Raw genomic sequence first — 13727 nt, 5'->3', positions numbered from 1 at the left:
GACAATCCTCCAATTTAAGATACTATTACTATAGACAGTTCATTTGTACCATCCTGTCTATAAACAAAACTAGGGCTATGCTTTTTATGTTGTTTTTAAGCAGGCTTTTTAGTGAGCCTGCTTTTTTATTTGATGGTATAGAAGGAGGAAAGATGTATTTTTTAAAAACGGAACAAAGTTTTGATAGTGCACATTTTTTAGCTGGTTATCATGGTAAATGTGCTAATATTCATGGTCATCGCTGGAAAGTCATTGCAACTATCAAAAGTGAAAAACTGCTAGAAGATCCCCAAAATAAAGGAATGGTAACTGATTTTGGAGATTTAAAAAAAGATTTAAAAATTATCGCAGATAGTTTTGATCATGCTTTAATTATTGAAACAGGCAGTTTATCAGAAAAACTATACCAAGCACTGATCGATGAAAATTTCAAAATAATCAACTTACCATTTCGTCCAACTGCTGAAAATTTAGCTAAGTATATTTACGAGGCTTTAAGTAAAAATTATTTAGTTGATTGTCTTGATGTATATGAAACCCCAAATAACTGTGCAAGTTATCGAGGTAAATTATGAATAATTATAAGGTTGTTGAAAAATTTATTAGTATTAACGGTGAAGGAAGTCGTGCAGGTCAATTAGCCGCCTTTATTCGTTTTCATTATTGCAATTTAAATTGTAGTTATTGTGATACTAGGTATGCTAATGATTCAAATAGCAATTATGAACTTTTAAGTGCTCAAAATATCCTAGATTATTTAAAAGCAAATAAAGTCGTTAATGTCACTTTAACTGGTGGTGAACCATTACTTCAACAAAATATTGATTATTTAATTGATTTACTGCTTAAAAATGGTTTTAGTGTTGAAATTGAGACTAATGGTAGTATTGATATTAAACCCTTTATTAAAGAAACTCGACCAATCTTTACTTTAGATTATAAAGTACCTAGCAGTACAATGGAAAATGAAATGTGCTTAAATAACTATCAATATTTGACTAAAAATGATGTTGTTAAATTTGTAGTTAGCAATCTCAGTGATTTAAATAAAGCAAAAGAAATAATTGATACTTATGACCTTGTCAATCGTACCAAAGTTTATTTTAGCCCAGTCTTTGGTAAGATTGAACCACGGATGATCGTCGATTATATGGTCAAACATCATCTAAATGGTATTAATATGCAACTACAAATGCACAAATTCATTTGGGATGTTAATCAAAGAGGTGTCTAAAATGATTGATACTAAAAAAATAGAGGAACACATCTACGGTATTCTTAAAGCCTTAGGTGATGATCCAGAACGCGAAGGATTAAAAGATACGCCTAAACGAGTGGCGAAGATGTATGGCGAAGTTTTTGCTGGAATGAACTATAGTAATCTAGAAATTGCAACGATGTTTGATAAAACATTTATTGACGATTTAGACTTCGATAATCAAGAGGTTGTTGTAATCAAGGATATTGATATCTTTAGTTATTGCGAGCATCACCTCGCTTTAATGTATGACATGAAAGTTACGGTTGCTTATATTCCTTGTGGTAAAGTAATTGGTCTTAGTAAAATTGCACGGATTGCTGATATGGCAGCGAGACGTCTACAACTTCAAGAACGAATCGGAACAGATATTGCTGAAATTATTAGTCTAGTAACAAACTCTAAAGATATCGCTGTAATCATTGAAGGTAAACATAGCTGTATGTCATCTCGTGGAATCAAAAAAGTTAATAGCACTACTGTCACAAGTACTCTAACCGGTCGTTTTAAAACTGATAGTAAGCTGCAAATTTATTTACATTAAGGAGTAGTAAGATGAAAGTATTAGTATTATTTAGTGGTGGAGTTGATTCCACCACTGCATTAGCACTGGCAATCCAAGAACACGGAAAGGACAATGTAGTTGCTCTTTCAATTAGTTATGGTCAAAAACATACCAAAGAGATAGAAGTCGCAAATAAAATTGCCCAATTTTATCAAGTTGAACACTTGTATTTAGATTTAGCAAAAATCTTCACTTATAGTAATTGCTCATTACTACAACATTCAGATAATGAGATTCCCCACGAATCGTACAATGAGCAATTAAATAAAACAGATGGCAATCCTGTTTCTACTTATGTGCCTTTTAGAAATGGTTTATTTTTATCTAGCGCTGCTAGCATTGCCCTTTCTAAAGGCTGTAATATTATTTATTATGGTGCTCATAGTGATGATGCAGCTGGAAGCGCATATCCTGATTGTAGTAAAGTTTTTAATAATGCGATGAACCAAGCTATTTATGAAGGCAGTGGCCATCAATTGGAAATCAAAGCCCCTTTTGTTGAAATGACCAAAGCAGATATTGTTAAAATCGGTCTTTCATTAGGCGTACCTTATCAATTAACTTGGTCATGTTACGAAGGAAATGATACCCCTTGCGGCACATGTGGTACTTGTATTGACCGCCAAAATGCTTTTTTGAAAAATGGAATCAAAGATCCATTATTAGGAGAATAAAAATGACAAAAAATTTAACCTTATTAGGTAATCAAAACACTGTTTATAAAGATGATTATGCCCCTGAAGTATTAGAAACTTTTGATAACAAACATCCTGAAAATGATTATTTTGTAAAATTTAATTGCCCTGAATTTACTAGTCTATGCCCCATTACAGGACAACCTGATTTTGCTACTATCTATATTAGTTATGTTCCTAATCAAAAGATGGTAGAGAGTAAATCATTAAAACTGTATTTATTCAGTTTTAGGAATCATGGTGATTTTCACGAGGATTGTATGAATATCATTATGAAAGACCTGATTAAATTAATGGATCCTAAATACATTGAAGTTTGGGGAAAATTTACACCACGTGGAGGTATTTCAATTGATCCATATTGTAATTATGGAAAACCAGAAACAAAGTGGGAAACCATTGCTTTCAACCGTTTAGCTAATCATGATTTATATCCTGAGAAAATTGATAATCGTTAAATATAATTATTAGAGACCTTTTTCAAGGTCTCTAATTTGTTTTCAACTTTACATCAAAGAGTTAGCTCAAAAAAATAATATATTTTAAAACCGTTGACATCATATTAATCATCATTTATACTTACATTAAATACTTTTATAAAACTATTTTATATAAGATGTCTGGAGGAAGAAAAATGAAAAGTGCAGTATTTTACGGAAAACATGATATTAAGGTTGAAGAAGTAGAAATGCCACAATTAGGTAATCAAGATGTATTAATCAAAGTTATGGCCTGTGGAATTTGTGGTACTGATGTCCATATTTATGAGGGTGATAAAGGAGCAGCAAATACTACTCCTCCTACTATTTTAGGACATGAATTTGCTGGAATCGTCGAAGCTGTGGGACATGAAGTAAAACATGTAAAAGTTGGTGATCGTGTCTGTGTGGATCCTAATCAACTATGCGGAACTTGTTACTATTGTCGTAGTGGTATTGGTCATTTTTGTGAAGATATGATTGGCATCGGAACAACACGGGATGGTGGTTTTGCCCAATATTGTGCAGTCAACGAGTCTCAAGTATATAAACTAGCCGATACAACATCATTTGAAGAAGGGGCAATGACCGAGCCAGTTGCCTGCTGCTTACATGGTCTTGACATGTGCAACATTACTCCGGCTAGTACAGTTCTTGTTATTGGTGGTGGCATGATTGGTTTGTTAATGGTTCAATTAGCAAAATTAGCTGGTGCTCATGAAATTATCTTGTCAGAGCCAGTTGCTGTTAAACGTGAAATGGGGCTTAAGATGGGTGCTACTTTAACCGTCGATCCAATCAATGACAATATTCCAGCTCTTTTAGCTGATAAAGGAATTCATCGTATCAACACTGTTATCGAGTGTGCTGGTCTACCTGCAACAATTAAACAAGCAATCAGCTTAGCTGGTAATAAATCTGTAGTAATGATGTTTGGGCTAACTAAACCTGATGATGAAGTGGCTATCAAACCATTTGAAATTTTCCAAAAGGAAATTGAAATTAAAGCTTCTTTCATCAACCCATATACTCAACAACGAGCTTTAGACTTAATCAATAGTAAAAAAATCGATGTTAGTTCAATGGTTTGTGATATTTGCAGTTTAGATAAATTAGCCGATATTCTTTCAAAACCAGAATTAAGAAATAAAGGTAAATATATTATTAACCCATGGCAATAAGAATGTACAATTTTATGTACATTCTTTTTTTGCCATATATGAAAAAAAATGGACATTCGCCATTTTGTCGGTTAAGATTTAACTGTAAGGAGAACGAATATGAAAGATATTGAAAATGTATGTTTAGAAGTTGATGAGTTAGATTTCGACAACTATAGTCCAATTAGTCCAGATATTGTTTTAACATCATCATTTAAATTTAAAAATTTTGACCACTATGTGAAAGTGAATGCTAAAGAAGAATTTGCTTATACATACACACGGGACGGGAATCCAACACTTAATTTACTAGAAACAAAATTAGCACGTTTAGAAAAAGGTGAAGCAGCTCAAATGTTCGCCTCAGGAATGGGCGCTATTTCAGCATCAATTTTAACCTTAGCAAAAGCTGGTGATCACATTATCATTGTTAATACAGTCTATGGCTCATCAGTTAAATTAATCAAACAATTATCAAAATTTGGAATCGAAAGTACTAAAATTGATGTCAGTGATACTTTAGAAATCTTTGATTATGTCAAAAACAATACCAGTATCATCTATTTTGAAAGTCCATCATCACAAAAATTTGAGATGTTAGATTTAGAACTAATCAGTAAATTTAGCAAAGATAAAGGTATCTTCACGATAATCGATAATACTTGGTCAACACCATTATTACAAAATCCATTAGTTCATGGAATTGATGTTGTTATTCACTCATGTTCCAAATATATTGGTGGACATAGTGATATAGTCGGTGGAGTCGTAATTTCCAGCAAAAAAATTATTGATGAAATAGTTGAATTTGGACAAGTTTTACTAGGCGCAACGATGTCACCAATGAATGCATGGTTAGCACTTCGTGGTCTAAGAACATTACCGGTTCGTCTAAAATCACAACAAGAAACACTTCAACAAGTAATTAATTTTCTACAAGAGGATCCTCGAATCGAACGAATTTATCATCCTCTTTGTAACGGAGAGCAACAAAACGAACTTGCTCATAAATATCTTAAAGGATATGGTAGTTTATTAGGGGTTGTCTTAAAAGATGCAAATCCAGAAATCATTAAACGTTTTATCGATTCATTAGAACATTTTACTTTAGCCTATAGTTGGGGTGGTTTTGAAAGTTTAGTAATGTCAGTTTATAAAGGAAACAATATTAATGAGATAAAAGAACGTGGTCTATCTTTAGGACAACTTCGCATGTATATCGGACTTGAAGATAGTGAATTATTGATTAGTGATTTAAAAAATGCCTTGGATCAAGCATATCAGTAATAAAAATAAGGGTTGAGCAATATTACTCAACCCTTTCTTTAAATAAATTGACCTTGAGGCAAATCCAGATAAATTCTCGCATTTAAAATTTTTTGTCCATTAACTTGAGCTTTATTTGAAAAAAGACGTATTAGTACAATAACTGCAAGTTTATTACTAGATAGAGCATTATTATCACGATTAGCAATTAAAACAACATTATTTGCCACCTGCCATTTGCCATTACAAGCATAAAAATCTTCAAGCTCTCGTTTACACGTAAAAATTCCAAAATCTAAATTATCCTCAATCCATTTAGTCGCTGTTTGAACTATTTTTGAACTTAATCCCTGCCTACGATAATTTGGCAAGGTAGCAATACAACTCAATCCACCAATTTGATATTTTTCATTATCTATCGTTGTTTCCATCCGAAGAACTGCTCCGTAACTAACAACCTGATTATCTTTCATGATATAGAATGACTGCACTGTAAGTTCTTCGTTATGGGCATCATTACAATCATCACTAGGCCAAACAACATGTAAAAGATGTACAATTTCTCTTTTTATTTCTTTGGACATTTGATAATAGTCCAAAGAATAAACAGTAATTTCTTCCATTATCCAAGTAATTCTTGCAATGCATTAATGTCCGCAACTAAATAATCACTATTACAAGCCATCAATTCTTCTTTTGTCCCATAACCATACAACACTCCGATACAAGGTAAATCATTTTCATGGGCTCCAATCACATCATGCTTTCGATCCCCAACCATAATCGCTTCATCTTTATCAATCATATTTGCTGTTAAAACATAATCAATTACTTCAGCCTTTTTTTCTCGTCCATTAAACTCACTACCGCCAACAAAATCAAAATACTTAGCTAAACCAAAATGTTCTATAATTTCTTTAGCAAATTTTTCTGGCTTTGAAGTAGCAACTAACAATACTTTTCCCTGATCTTTCAAAGTTTGCAAACACACTTCAATTCCCGGATATACTTTATTATCAAAAATTCCCTTGGTTGAAAAATATTCGCGATATTTAACTACTGCCTCTTCGGCTTTTAAAGCATCAAAACCATAAAATTCTTGAAAAGAATCTCTTAAAGGTGGTCCAATAAAAGGTAACAAATCATTTAAGTCATTAACTTCGATTCCATAATAATTTAAAGCATAACGTACTGATTTAGTAATCCCCTTCATCGGATCAGTTAAGGTTCCATCTAAATCAAACAAAATATATTTTTTATTCATATAAGTCCTCCACTACACTAACTTATATTTTATCCATTATTCCCTACATTAGCAACTATATATGCCCTTTTATCTGTAGTAATTAATAAATGTTTTTGATCAATGATCATTACTTCTTTTAATTGCTCATCTAATTCTTTTTGTGGATCCAAATCAACTAACTGATTACTTTCAATATCATAAAGATAAAGTTTTTCATTATTAAATAAAACAAGATAATCTATGCTACAATAAGTTCCCATATAATTAGTACCATAAAAATGATAATCAATTCTTGAAACAGCGCCTGTAATAATATTTGTTAACTTAATCGTTTCATCACTATATTCAATATTGACAATCGTTCCTTCCAAAGGATATTTATCTAACGTTCTAACTTCATTTGTTAAAATATTAATTAAATAAGAATGTCCATTTTCATCATAAGTAACAACAGTCTGTTCATCAATAAAAGTAATACAATTACTATGCATATATGGATCGATATTTTTAATGAGATTGGTTTCTCCAGTTTCAATATTATAATTTTCCCACCCCTGATCACTCTTATTAATTAAAATATTAGTTTGTTGTGGTGAAGTAATTGGATTTACTGAAATATTATCATTAGTAATAAAACTTATTTGCTTACTTTCTAAATTAATCTTAGCAATATTTAAAGCACGCTGCTCTCCATCATTAATATCGACACAAACATAAATATCATTATTAATAATTTTAGGCAAAACACTATATATACATCCATTAAAATCAAATGCAACTATTCGCTCTTGATAATCCGCATATTTAAAACTGAATTCATGACCAGCTATACTCCCGTAATACTCATTAATAGGACATTCTCTTATTTGTTCATTTTCTAACGTAAAAACTTTAAGAAAATTATAATCCTCATCAATGATTCCAAAAAATTCATTTTCAGCACGCCAATGCCCATAATCTAGTTTTAATGTGGGAGTATTTTTGTTGATTGAAGAAAATTCAAGAGCTGAACTAATTTTCAAATTACTGCTAAATCGCTGACTCAACCAAGTACGAAATGAATCAGAAAATGCATAAGTAATTCCCAATGAAGAAATTCCTATTGTCATAACAATTAAAACAATTGCAAATATATACTTAATTCTAATCACCTTCGCTCTTTTTGTCGGTTCAAAATTAGTTGCAGTCACTTCATCGATCCAGTTTCTAGGAGTTTTTATTAAGTCAAATTCATTAAATTTATTCATAAAAATCATCTCCCAACTTTTTCTTTAACAATTTTCTTCCCCTAATTAATCGTGATTTTATCGTATTGTGATTTTCTTTTAAAATAGATGCAATTTCATTAGTTGAATATCCTTCATAATAATACAAGTATAAAACATTACGATATTTACTTGGCATATTCATTACAATTGGTAGAATAATTAAACGCTGATCTTCTTGACCTAAAATCAACTTATCAATATCAATTTCCCTTTTCCAAAATTGTTTTTGATAATCTTTACATTCATTGATAGTTACCCTAATCAACCAAGCTTTTAAATGTTCCTCACTTTCAAATTTCTTGTTGTAACAGTATAATTTCATAAATACATTTTGATAGCAATCCTTAGCATCATCATAATTTTTAACATTCATAACAGCAATTCTAGTAACCATGTCACTATACTGATATACAACTTCTTCATATCTTTCTTTTTCCATAACGATCCCTTCCACTATGAATACGATTAAAAATGTTCAACGGGTGCATTAATAATTATTTTTTATACTTTCATTATAATCGATTGTTTTACTTTTTTATCGATTTAGTAAAATAAAACAGCCCAAAAGGCTGTTATTGAAGAAAATCGTCTTTACGCTGAACTAATCTTCTAACAAATTCTGTTTTAGGATGTTCTAAAATTTCTCTTGGTGATGCTAATTGTACGACTTTACCTTGATCCATTACCATAACCCGACTACCTAATTTCAAAGCTTCATTAATATCATGTGTTACAAAAATAATCGTGATATTTTCTTGATGATGAATTCTTAAAATCTCATCTTGTAAAGTAGACCGTGTGATTTCATCAACAGCACCAAATGGTTCATCCATTAAAAGAATATCTGGGGAAGCAGCTAGTGCTCTAGCAATCCCTACTCGTTGCTGCTGCCCACCACTTAATTCACTAGGATATCGATGAATTAACTCTTCATCTAACCCTACTATTTTCATCCATTTTGATAGTGCTTCATAAGTTCTTTTTTTATCATTTTTATTTAATAAGTTAGGCACATAAGCAATATTTTGAGCTACTGTCATGTGCGGAAATAAGACACTTCCTTGAATTGCATAACCAATTCCTCTTCTTAATTCAATTAAATCAACTGCCTGTGTACATTGATCATGTACAAGAACTTGTCCTTCATCAGGAATTATTAAACCATTGATCATTTTTAGAATAGTGGTTTTTCCACACCCTGAACTACCAACTACAGTTAAAAACTCACCAGGTGTAATTTTTAGATTAAAATCATCAATAATTACTTTTTCACCATAAACCTTTTTTACATGTTTAAATTCAATAGCTGTATCCATATGTTCCTCCTATTTCACTAAATTAATGCTAACTAAAAATTCGTGAGCCACATCTTCAGCATCTTGTCCTTTTGTTTCAACCAAATAGTTCAATTGTGCCATTTTTGTTTCATTGAGAATACCAGTAAGTTTATCAAAAACATTATTTAATTCTGGATATTGTTCAAGAATTTCATTGCGCACAACTAAGGCCCCCATCGAAGTTGAAAAGAATTGTTGATCATCTTCAAGGACAACAACATTTGCTGTTGATAGTTGACCATCGGTTGTAAAGACATCCATGACATCAACCTTACCTTCATTTATTGCCTGATATTTTAAACCAATGTCTAAATCCATAGTATTCTTAAAAGTAAAATTATATTTTTGGCATAGTGCATCATAACCCTCAGGAATTTCATAAAAATCATATTCAGCTCCAAAAACTAATTGATTAGATATTCCTGCTAAATCTGAATAAGTTTTTAAATTATACTGCTCAGCAATCTCTTTTCTTACTGCTAAACCATATGCATCACTAAACCCTAACAGCCCTGTCCAGGTAAATTGATATTTTTCTTGATATTCTTTAACTAGCTGTTCATACATTGTTTCATTATAAAAACCTTCATGTTTTAAAACTGTATTCCAACCCGTACTCGTATACTCAGGATATAAATCAAACTCACCGCTAACCATTCCTGGTTGAATATTTGAAGTTCCTCCTCCTACTCCCTGAGTAATCTTAACTTCAATATCCGTATCTTGTTCAATCATTTCTTTCAACATTGCTCCAATAATATATTGCTCCGTCATAGGCTTAGTAGCAATATTTAAAGTTACTGTTTGATTAAGATTGCCTGAAATCATTGATATGATCAAGACTGCACAAGTTGTCACAATTACTACTAAGCCATACTTTCTTTTAGATTTTAAAGTAGCTTTTCGAATGGTAAATAACTTTTCAATAAAGCCTAATACTATATCTGTAATTAATGCAAGTATTGCAATCAATAAACTACCTGTCAAAGTCATTGCCGTGTTATTGGTAGTAATTCCTCGATATATCGCTACCCCTAAACCACCGGCACCAATAAAAGAAGCAATCCCTGCTAATGCTATTGTCATAGTTACCATATTTCTAAAACCAGACATAATTACTGGAAGTGCCAACGGTAACTTGATTTTGTATAAAATTTGCCAACGTGTTGATCCCATCCCCGTTGCAGCTTCAATAATATTATCATCAATATTAATAATTCCAGTATATGTATTTCTCACCATTGGTAATAATGCATAAACACTTAATGCAATGATTGCGGTACTATTACCAATTCCAGAAAAAGGAATTAAAAAACCTAATAGTGAAATAGAGGGAATCGTATACATAAAATTAATAATTCCTAAAATTGTTTTAGAACTTTTTTTATATTCACTGATTATTACTCCTAAAATCAAGCCTATAACAGTCGCAATAATAATTGCAATTAGCGATATCTGCATATGTTCAATTAATAATTTTAAAAAGAAATCCCCTTTTTCTTGTAATAAAGATAGCATATCTCTTAACATAATCTAACCTGCTTTCTCAATTGCCCGCACCGGACAGTTTTCATAACATAAACCACAATGTAAACAATGATCTTGCATTATTTTATACTTGCTTCCACTTTTAATACATTGTTGTGGGCATTCACGCTTACAGCGATCACAAGCAATACACCTATTACTAATCAGATATCCTTTATTAAAAATTCGATTATCACAAAGATCATATTGTGAACGTTCAATTGGTACTTTTGATAAATCAAATATTTCAATTTCACCATCAAAAATACAAAATACTTCTAAAATATTACGACTATCACCTGGATAAACCTCATTCATACTCGGATTATCAATAAATATTTTTTCTAACCATTCTTTTTGATTACTGACTTTTTTAACTTTTCCTTTTAAACGAATCGATGCATAATCTTTTGTTAGCGCAACTAATGAAACGAAATTTTTATCAAGTAATTCTTGATAAAAGTTTTTCCCCCGAGCAGTCAAAAAATACAAATTATTATTTTCCACAGCCATTACATCGATGATTCTAATTTGTGGATAGCCGTCACTGTCTACAGTTGCCATTGCTACATCTTTTATTTTTCTAAGTTCATTTAAATAATCATTAACTTTCATCACTCTTACCTCCGCTCGTCTTTAATATACACTAGTTGATTTTTATATGAAAGAAGGCACTTTTTTGTAACCTAGTTACTTTAACGAAACTAAAAAACTATAGCTAGTCGTGTACAACTTCATAGCTATAGCTCTAATAATAATCAAACTTATACTCTATAATATTGTATTAGGCACACCATAAGTATACTGTTCTAATATCAAAATAACAAATCATATGCCTAAAATAAACTACTTTGCAAAAAACCTGAAGTAATCGTCAAAGACTGTGGTACTGTCCTTAAAAGTGCTTCAATATGACGATTTTCTAACCAGTCATGATTTAAATGCTCCTCTAAAATCAATGGCATTCGATCATGAATCTCACACATACTTTTATTTGCTTTTGTTGTAACAATAGTCACTTCTGTTTGCCCGTTAACATTTCGATAAATTCCTGTCATTAACAATAACGATCGTTTTTCGTTTTCAAAAGTGAACTTATGTTTATGACCGTCCCATTCATAGAAGCCACTAGCTGGAATAAGGCAACGATGAGTAATCACTTCTTTTTTAAAGAATGGTTTTTCCAATAAAGTTTCACTTCGCGCATTAATAATTAATTTATTATCAAAAGTACTAAAGCCCCATTTTGCCTTTTTTAATTCTAATTTATTATCTCGATCAATAATGATTGGTACAATATTACTTGGATAATAATCTTTAGCAATTAATAAATCACGTTCAAATGTATAGTCAATTCTTTCTTCCAATTCCATCAAGGCTTTTAATTCTAAAAAATATCTGCCACACATAATAATCTCCTATTTTACCAATTCACATTTTAAAAACTCTAAGATTTGCGCATTTAATGAATCATCATTTTTTATCTCACTTAACATGGCAACTTCATTACAACATTCACCACATATATCAATCCCAATAACATCGCCACGTTTAATTAAATCTGCTAAAATTAATTTAAATTCAATTAACCGCATCTGCCCCTGCTGCCAATCAGTCGTGACTACTTGTTCACTTAAAACATCTTTATCAATTGAAAAATAAACAGGATATTGTTTCAAAAGTTCATCAATTATCTTCCAAACTTTTAAATCACCAAGATTATTATCACACAAATAAATAACGCGCTCCCTATACTTAGGATCGATTAAATCAACTTGTTCTTGTGCAATTCCAATCAAAATGATCTGTTTTAAATATTGATTATTTTTTAAAGCATTTAAGATCCATGATCCACAGCTTAAAATATCCCCAAACATCGGTTTAATCATATCACTATGATGATCAAAGACTATTAAAATAAAATCATAATTTATCTTCCTTATCCAAAATTCACTTACATAATGAAAATTACCTGAATCAATAAAATGTATTCCTGCAGGCAGATAATCACCTATTCTTTTAATGATCTTCGCTTTTGCCTCCTCACTGCAATAACCACGTGTCCCCTTAATATCTAAACAATCAATCCAATTAATATTTTTATGCTTATAAAAACTTTCTAACTCATAAATACCAGTAAAATCCATGACAGTTAATTTCTTTTCATTTACAATACTTACCCCATAAAACCAGCTCCATTTAATGCTTATAACAAAAACATTCTAATTCATGATCATCAACAATACCTATTGCTTGTAAATATGAATAAATAGTTATTGAGCCTACAAAACTCATTCCTCTTTTTTTTAAATCCATCGAAATATCATCAGATAACTTCGTTGTTGTTTTAAAATTATTATCCTTATTTTTAATAATTTGATGGTTACTAAAACCCCAAAGATAGTCAGAAAAACTACCAAATTCAGTTTGAATACTTATAAAAATTTTAGCATTATTAATTGCTGCACCAATTTTTCGTTTACTTCTTATTATTTTTTCATTTGCTAATAACTCCATTACTTTTTTATCATCATAGTTAGCTATTTTAATTACATCGAAATTATCAAATGCCACTCTAAAAGCTTCTCGTTTTTTTAAAATAGTTATCCATGATAATCCTGCTTGAAATGTTTCTAATAAGAACATCTCATATAATTTTTCATCATCATAAACCGGTACACCCCATTCATGATCATGATAATTTTTATAAATTTCTGACTTTTCATCTACCCATGAACACCTTTTTACCATCATCATTCTCTCCTTTTTAACTATTTTATCATGCTTATAAGAATAAGCAAATATTACACAAAAAAACTATCCCAGTTAAAATTTCTCATTCATCATATTTAACTTTTTAAATATTTTTTCCAGCAGCTAAAATAATAAATTATATTACTTTTAATATTGTTTAGTTTTTAGTACA

Annotated in this window: 17 protein-coding genes; 7 read left to right on the top strand and 10 right to left on the bottom strand. The window is 30.8% G+C overall.

All coding sequences use genetic code 11. The features are described 5' to 3' along the window. Positions 1–152 precede the first annotated feature (152 nt). The 7 genes from queD (at position 153) to EYR00_RS03190 (ending at position 5444) form a co-directional block, all read left to right on the top strand. Positions 153–575 carry a 6-carboxytetrahydropterin synthase QueD gene (gene queD, locus EYR00_RS03220; RefSeq protein WP_009008721.1) on the top strand — a complete coding sequence of 141 codons (423 nt, stop codon included), beginning with the start codon at positions 153–155 and terminating at the stop codon, positions 573–575. Then, the gene (gene queE / locus EYR00_RS03215; RefSeq protein ID WP_003538722.1) at positions 572–1234 is read left to right on the top strand and encodes a putative 7-carboxy-7-deazaguanine synthase QueE; all 663 of its coding nucleotides are present in this window, start codon (positions 572–574) and stop codon (positions 1232–1234) included. Before queD ends, queE begins: the two co-directional genes overlap by 4 nt. 1 nt (position 1235) lies before the next feature. Continuing rightward, positions 1236–1802, top strand: a complete 567-nt coding sequence (gene folE / locus EYR00_RS03210) for a GTP cyclohydrolase I FolE (protein ID WP_020994616.1) — start codon at positions 1236–1238, stop codon at positions 1800–1802. An 11-nt stretch (positions 1803–1813) separates the two neighbouring features. Then, positions 1814–2497 (top strand): 7-cyano-7-deazaguanine synthase QueC, encoded by a 684-nt coding sequence (gene queC / locus EYR00_RS03205; protein WP_003538724.1) that lies wholly within the window; start codon positions 1814–1816, stop codon positions 2495–2497. A 2-nt stretch (positions 2498–2499) separates the two neighbouring features. Then, on the top strand, positions 2500–2976 hold the full coding sequence (queF, locus tag EYR00_RS03200; RefSeq protein WP_003538725.1) for a preQ(1) synthase: 477 nt from the start codon (positions 2500–2502) through the stop codon (positions 2974–2976). A gap of 176 nt (positions 2977–3152) precedes the next feature. Then, entirely contained in the window at positions 3153–4178 is a 1026-nt protein-coding gene (locus tag EYR00_RS03195; protein WP_009008719.1) for a zinc-dependent alcohol dehydrogenase family protein, read from the top strand. Between the two features lie 99 nt (positions 4179–4277). Then, on the top strand, positions 4278–5444 hold the full coding sequence (locus EYR00_RS03190) for a trans-sulfuration enzyme family protein (RefSeq protein WP_003538727.1): 1167 nt from the start codon (positions 4278–4280) through the stop codon (positions 5442–5444). A gap of 38 nt (positions 5445–5482) precedes the next feature. Here EYR00_RS03190 and EYR00_RS03185 read toward each other — a convergent pair whose 3' ends face one another. From EYR00_RS03185 to EYR00_RS03140, 10 genes are all read right to left on the bottom strand, one after another. Beyond that, the gene (locus tag EYR00_RS03185; RefSeq protein ID WP_003538728.1) at positions 5483–6046 is read right to left on the bottom strand and encodes a GNAT family N-acetyltransferase; all 564 of its coding nucleotides are present in this window, start codon (positions 6044–6046) and stop codon (positions 5483–5485) included. After that, entirely contained in the window at positions 6046–6687 is a 642-nt protein-coding gene (locus EYR00_RS03180) for an HAD-IA family hydrolase (protein WP_003538729.1), read from the bottom strand. The genes EYR00_RS03185 and EYR00_RS03180 overlap by 1 nt, the downstream gene beginning before the upstream one ends. A gap of 29 nt (positions 6688–6716) precedes the next feature. Next, the gene (locus EYR00_RS03175; RefSeq protein ID WP_009008718.1) at positions 6717–7916 is read right to left on the bottom strand and encodes a hypothetical protein; all 1200 of its coding nucleotides are present in this window, start codon (positions 7914–7916) and stop codon (positions 6717–6719) included. Beyond that, positions 7909–8376 (bottom strand): RNA polymerase sigma factor, encoded by a 468-nt coding sequence (locus tag EYR00_RS03170; RefSeq protein ID WP_020994615.1) that lies wholly within the window; start codon positions 8374–8376, stop codon positions 7909–7911. The genes EYR00_RS03175 and EYR00_RS03170 overlap by 8 nt, the downstream gene beginning before the upstream one ends. A 133-nt stretch (positions 8377–8509) precedes the next feature. Continuing rightward, positions 8510–9253 (bottom strand): ATP-binding cassette domain-containing protein, encoded by a 744-nt coding sequence (locus EYR00_RS03165; RefSeq protein WP_003538732.1) that lies wholly within the window; start codon positions 9251–9253, stop codon positions 8510–8512. A gap of 9 nt (positions 9254–9262) precedes the next feature. Then, the gene (locus EYR00_RS03160; protein ID WP_003538733.1) at positions 9263–10804 is read right to left on the bottom strand and encodes an ABC transporter permease/substrate-binding protein; all 1542 of its coding nucleotides are present in this window, start codon (positions 10802–10804) and stop codon (positions 9263–9265) included. 3 nt (positions 10805–10807) lie between these two features. Continuing rightward, positions 10808–11416, bottom strand: a complete 609-nt coding sequence (locus EYR00_RS03155; RefSeq protein ID WP_003538734.1) for a 4Fe-4S binding protein — start codon at positions 11414–11416, stop codon at positions 10808–10810. Positions 11417–11637: 221 nt separating this feature from the next. Then, positions 11638–12210 carry an SOS response-associated peptidase gene (locus tag EYR00_RS03150; protein ID WP_003538735.1) on the bottom strand — a complete coding sequence of 191 codons (573 nt, stop codon included), beginning with the start codon at positions 12208–12210 and terminating at the stop codon, positions 11638–11640. Between the two features lie 9 nt (positions 12211–12219). Next, positions 12220–12948 carry an arginase family protein gene (locus EYR00_RS03145; protein WP_003538738.1) on the bottom strand — a complete coding sequence of 243 codons (729 nt, stop codon included), beginning with the start codon at positions 12946–12948 and terminating at the stop codon, positions 12220–12222. 52 nt (positions 12949–13000) lie between these two features. Next, complete coding sequence (locus tag EYR00_RS03140; protein WP_003538740.1) at positions 13001–13558, bottom strand: DNA-3-methyladenine glycosylase I; 558 nt, start codon at positions 13556–13558, stop codon at positions 13001–13003. Positions 13559–13727: the final 169 nt, after the last annotated feature.

The organism is Thomasclavelia ramosa DSM 1402, assembly GCF_014131695.1.
In the GTDB taxonomy this organism is placed as follows: domain Bacteria; phylum Bacillota_I; class Bacilli_A; order Erysipelotrichales; family Coprobacillaceae; genus Thomasclavelia; species Thomasclavelia ramosa.
This window is presented reverse-complemented; position numbering and strand designations above follow the sequence as displayed.

Bases quoted from the DNA above. Each gene is read 5' to 3' on its own strand.
- queD (WP_009008721.1), top strand. From the start codon at position 153: ATGTATTTTTTAAAAACGGAACAAAGTTTTGATAGTGCACATTTTTTA.
- EYR00_RS03160 (WP_003538733.1), bottom strand. From the start codon at position 10,804: ATGTTAAGAGATATGCTATCTTTATTACAAGAAAAAGGGGATTTCTTT.
- EYR00_RS03175 (WP_009008718.1), bottom strand. From the start codon at position 7,916: ATGAATAAATTTAATGAATTTGACTTAATAAAAACTCCTAGAAACTGG.
- EYR00_RS03155 (WP_003538734.1), bottom strand. From the start codon at position 11,416: ATGAAAGTTAATGATTATTTAAATGAACTTAGAAAAATAAAAGATGTA.
- EYR00_RS03180 (WP_003538729.1), bottom strand. From the start codon at position 6,687: ATGAATAAAAAATATATTTTGTTTGATTTAGATGGAACCTTAACTGAT.
- EYR00_RS03140 (WP_003538740.1), bottom strand. From the start codon at position 13,558: ATGATGATGGTAAAAAGGTGTTCATGGGTAGATGAAAAGTCAGAAATT.
- EYR00_RS03190 (WP_003538727.1), top strand. From the start codon at position 4,278: ATGAAAGATATTGAAAATGTATGTTTAGAAGTTGATGAGTTAGATTTC.
- EYR00_RS03165 (WP_003538732.1), bottom strand. From the start codon at position 9,253: ATGGATACAGCTATTGAATTTAAACATGTAAAAAAGGTTTATGGTGAA.
- folE (WP_020994616.1), top strand. From the start codon at position 1,236: ATGATTGATACTAAAAAAATAGAGGAACACATCTACGGTATTCTTAAA.
- EYR00_RS03145 (WP_003538738.1), bottom strand. From the start codon at position 12,948: ATGGATTTTACTGGTATTTATGAGTTAGAAAGTTTTTATAAGCATAAA.
- queC (WP_003538724.1), top strand. From the start codon at position 1,814: ATGAAAGTATTAGTATTATTTAGTGGTGGAGTTGATTCCACCACTGCA.
- EYR00_RS03195 (WP_009008719.1), top strand. From the start codon at position 3,153: ATGAAAAGTGCAGTATTTTACGGAAAACATGATATTAAGGTTGAAGAA.
- EYR00_RS03150 (WP_003538735.1), bottom strand. From the start codon at position 12,210: ATGTGTGGCAGATATTTTTTAGAATTAAAAGCCTTGATGGAATTGGAA.
- EYR00_RS03185 (WP_003538728.1), bottom strand. From the start codon at position 6,046: ATGGAAGAAATTACTGTTTATTCTTTGGACTATTATCAAATGTCCAAA.
- EYR00_RS03170 (WP_020994615.1), bottom strand. From the start codon at position 8,376: ATGGAAAAAGAAAGATATGAAGAAGTTGTATATCAGTATAGTGACATG.
- queE (WP_003538722.1), top strand. From the start codon at position 572: ATGAATAATTATAAGGTTGTTGAAAAATTTATTAGTATTAACGGTGAA.
- queF (WP_003538725.1), top strand. From the start codon at position 2,500: ATGACAAAAAATTTAACCTTATTAGGTAATCAAAACACTGTTTATAAA.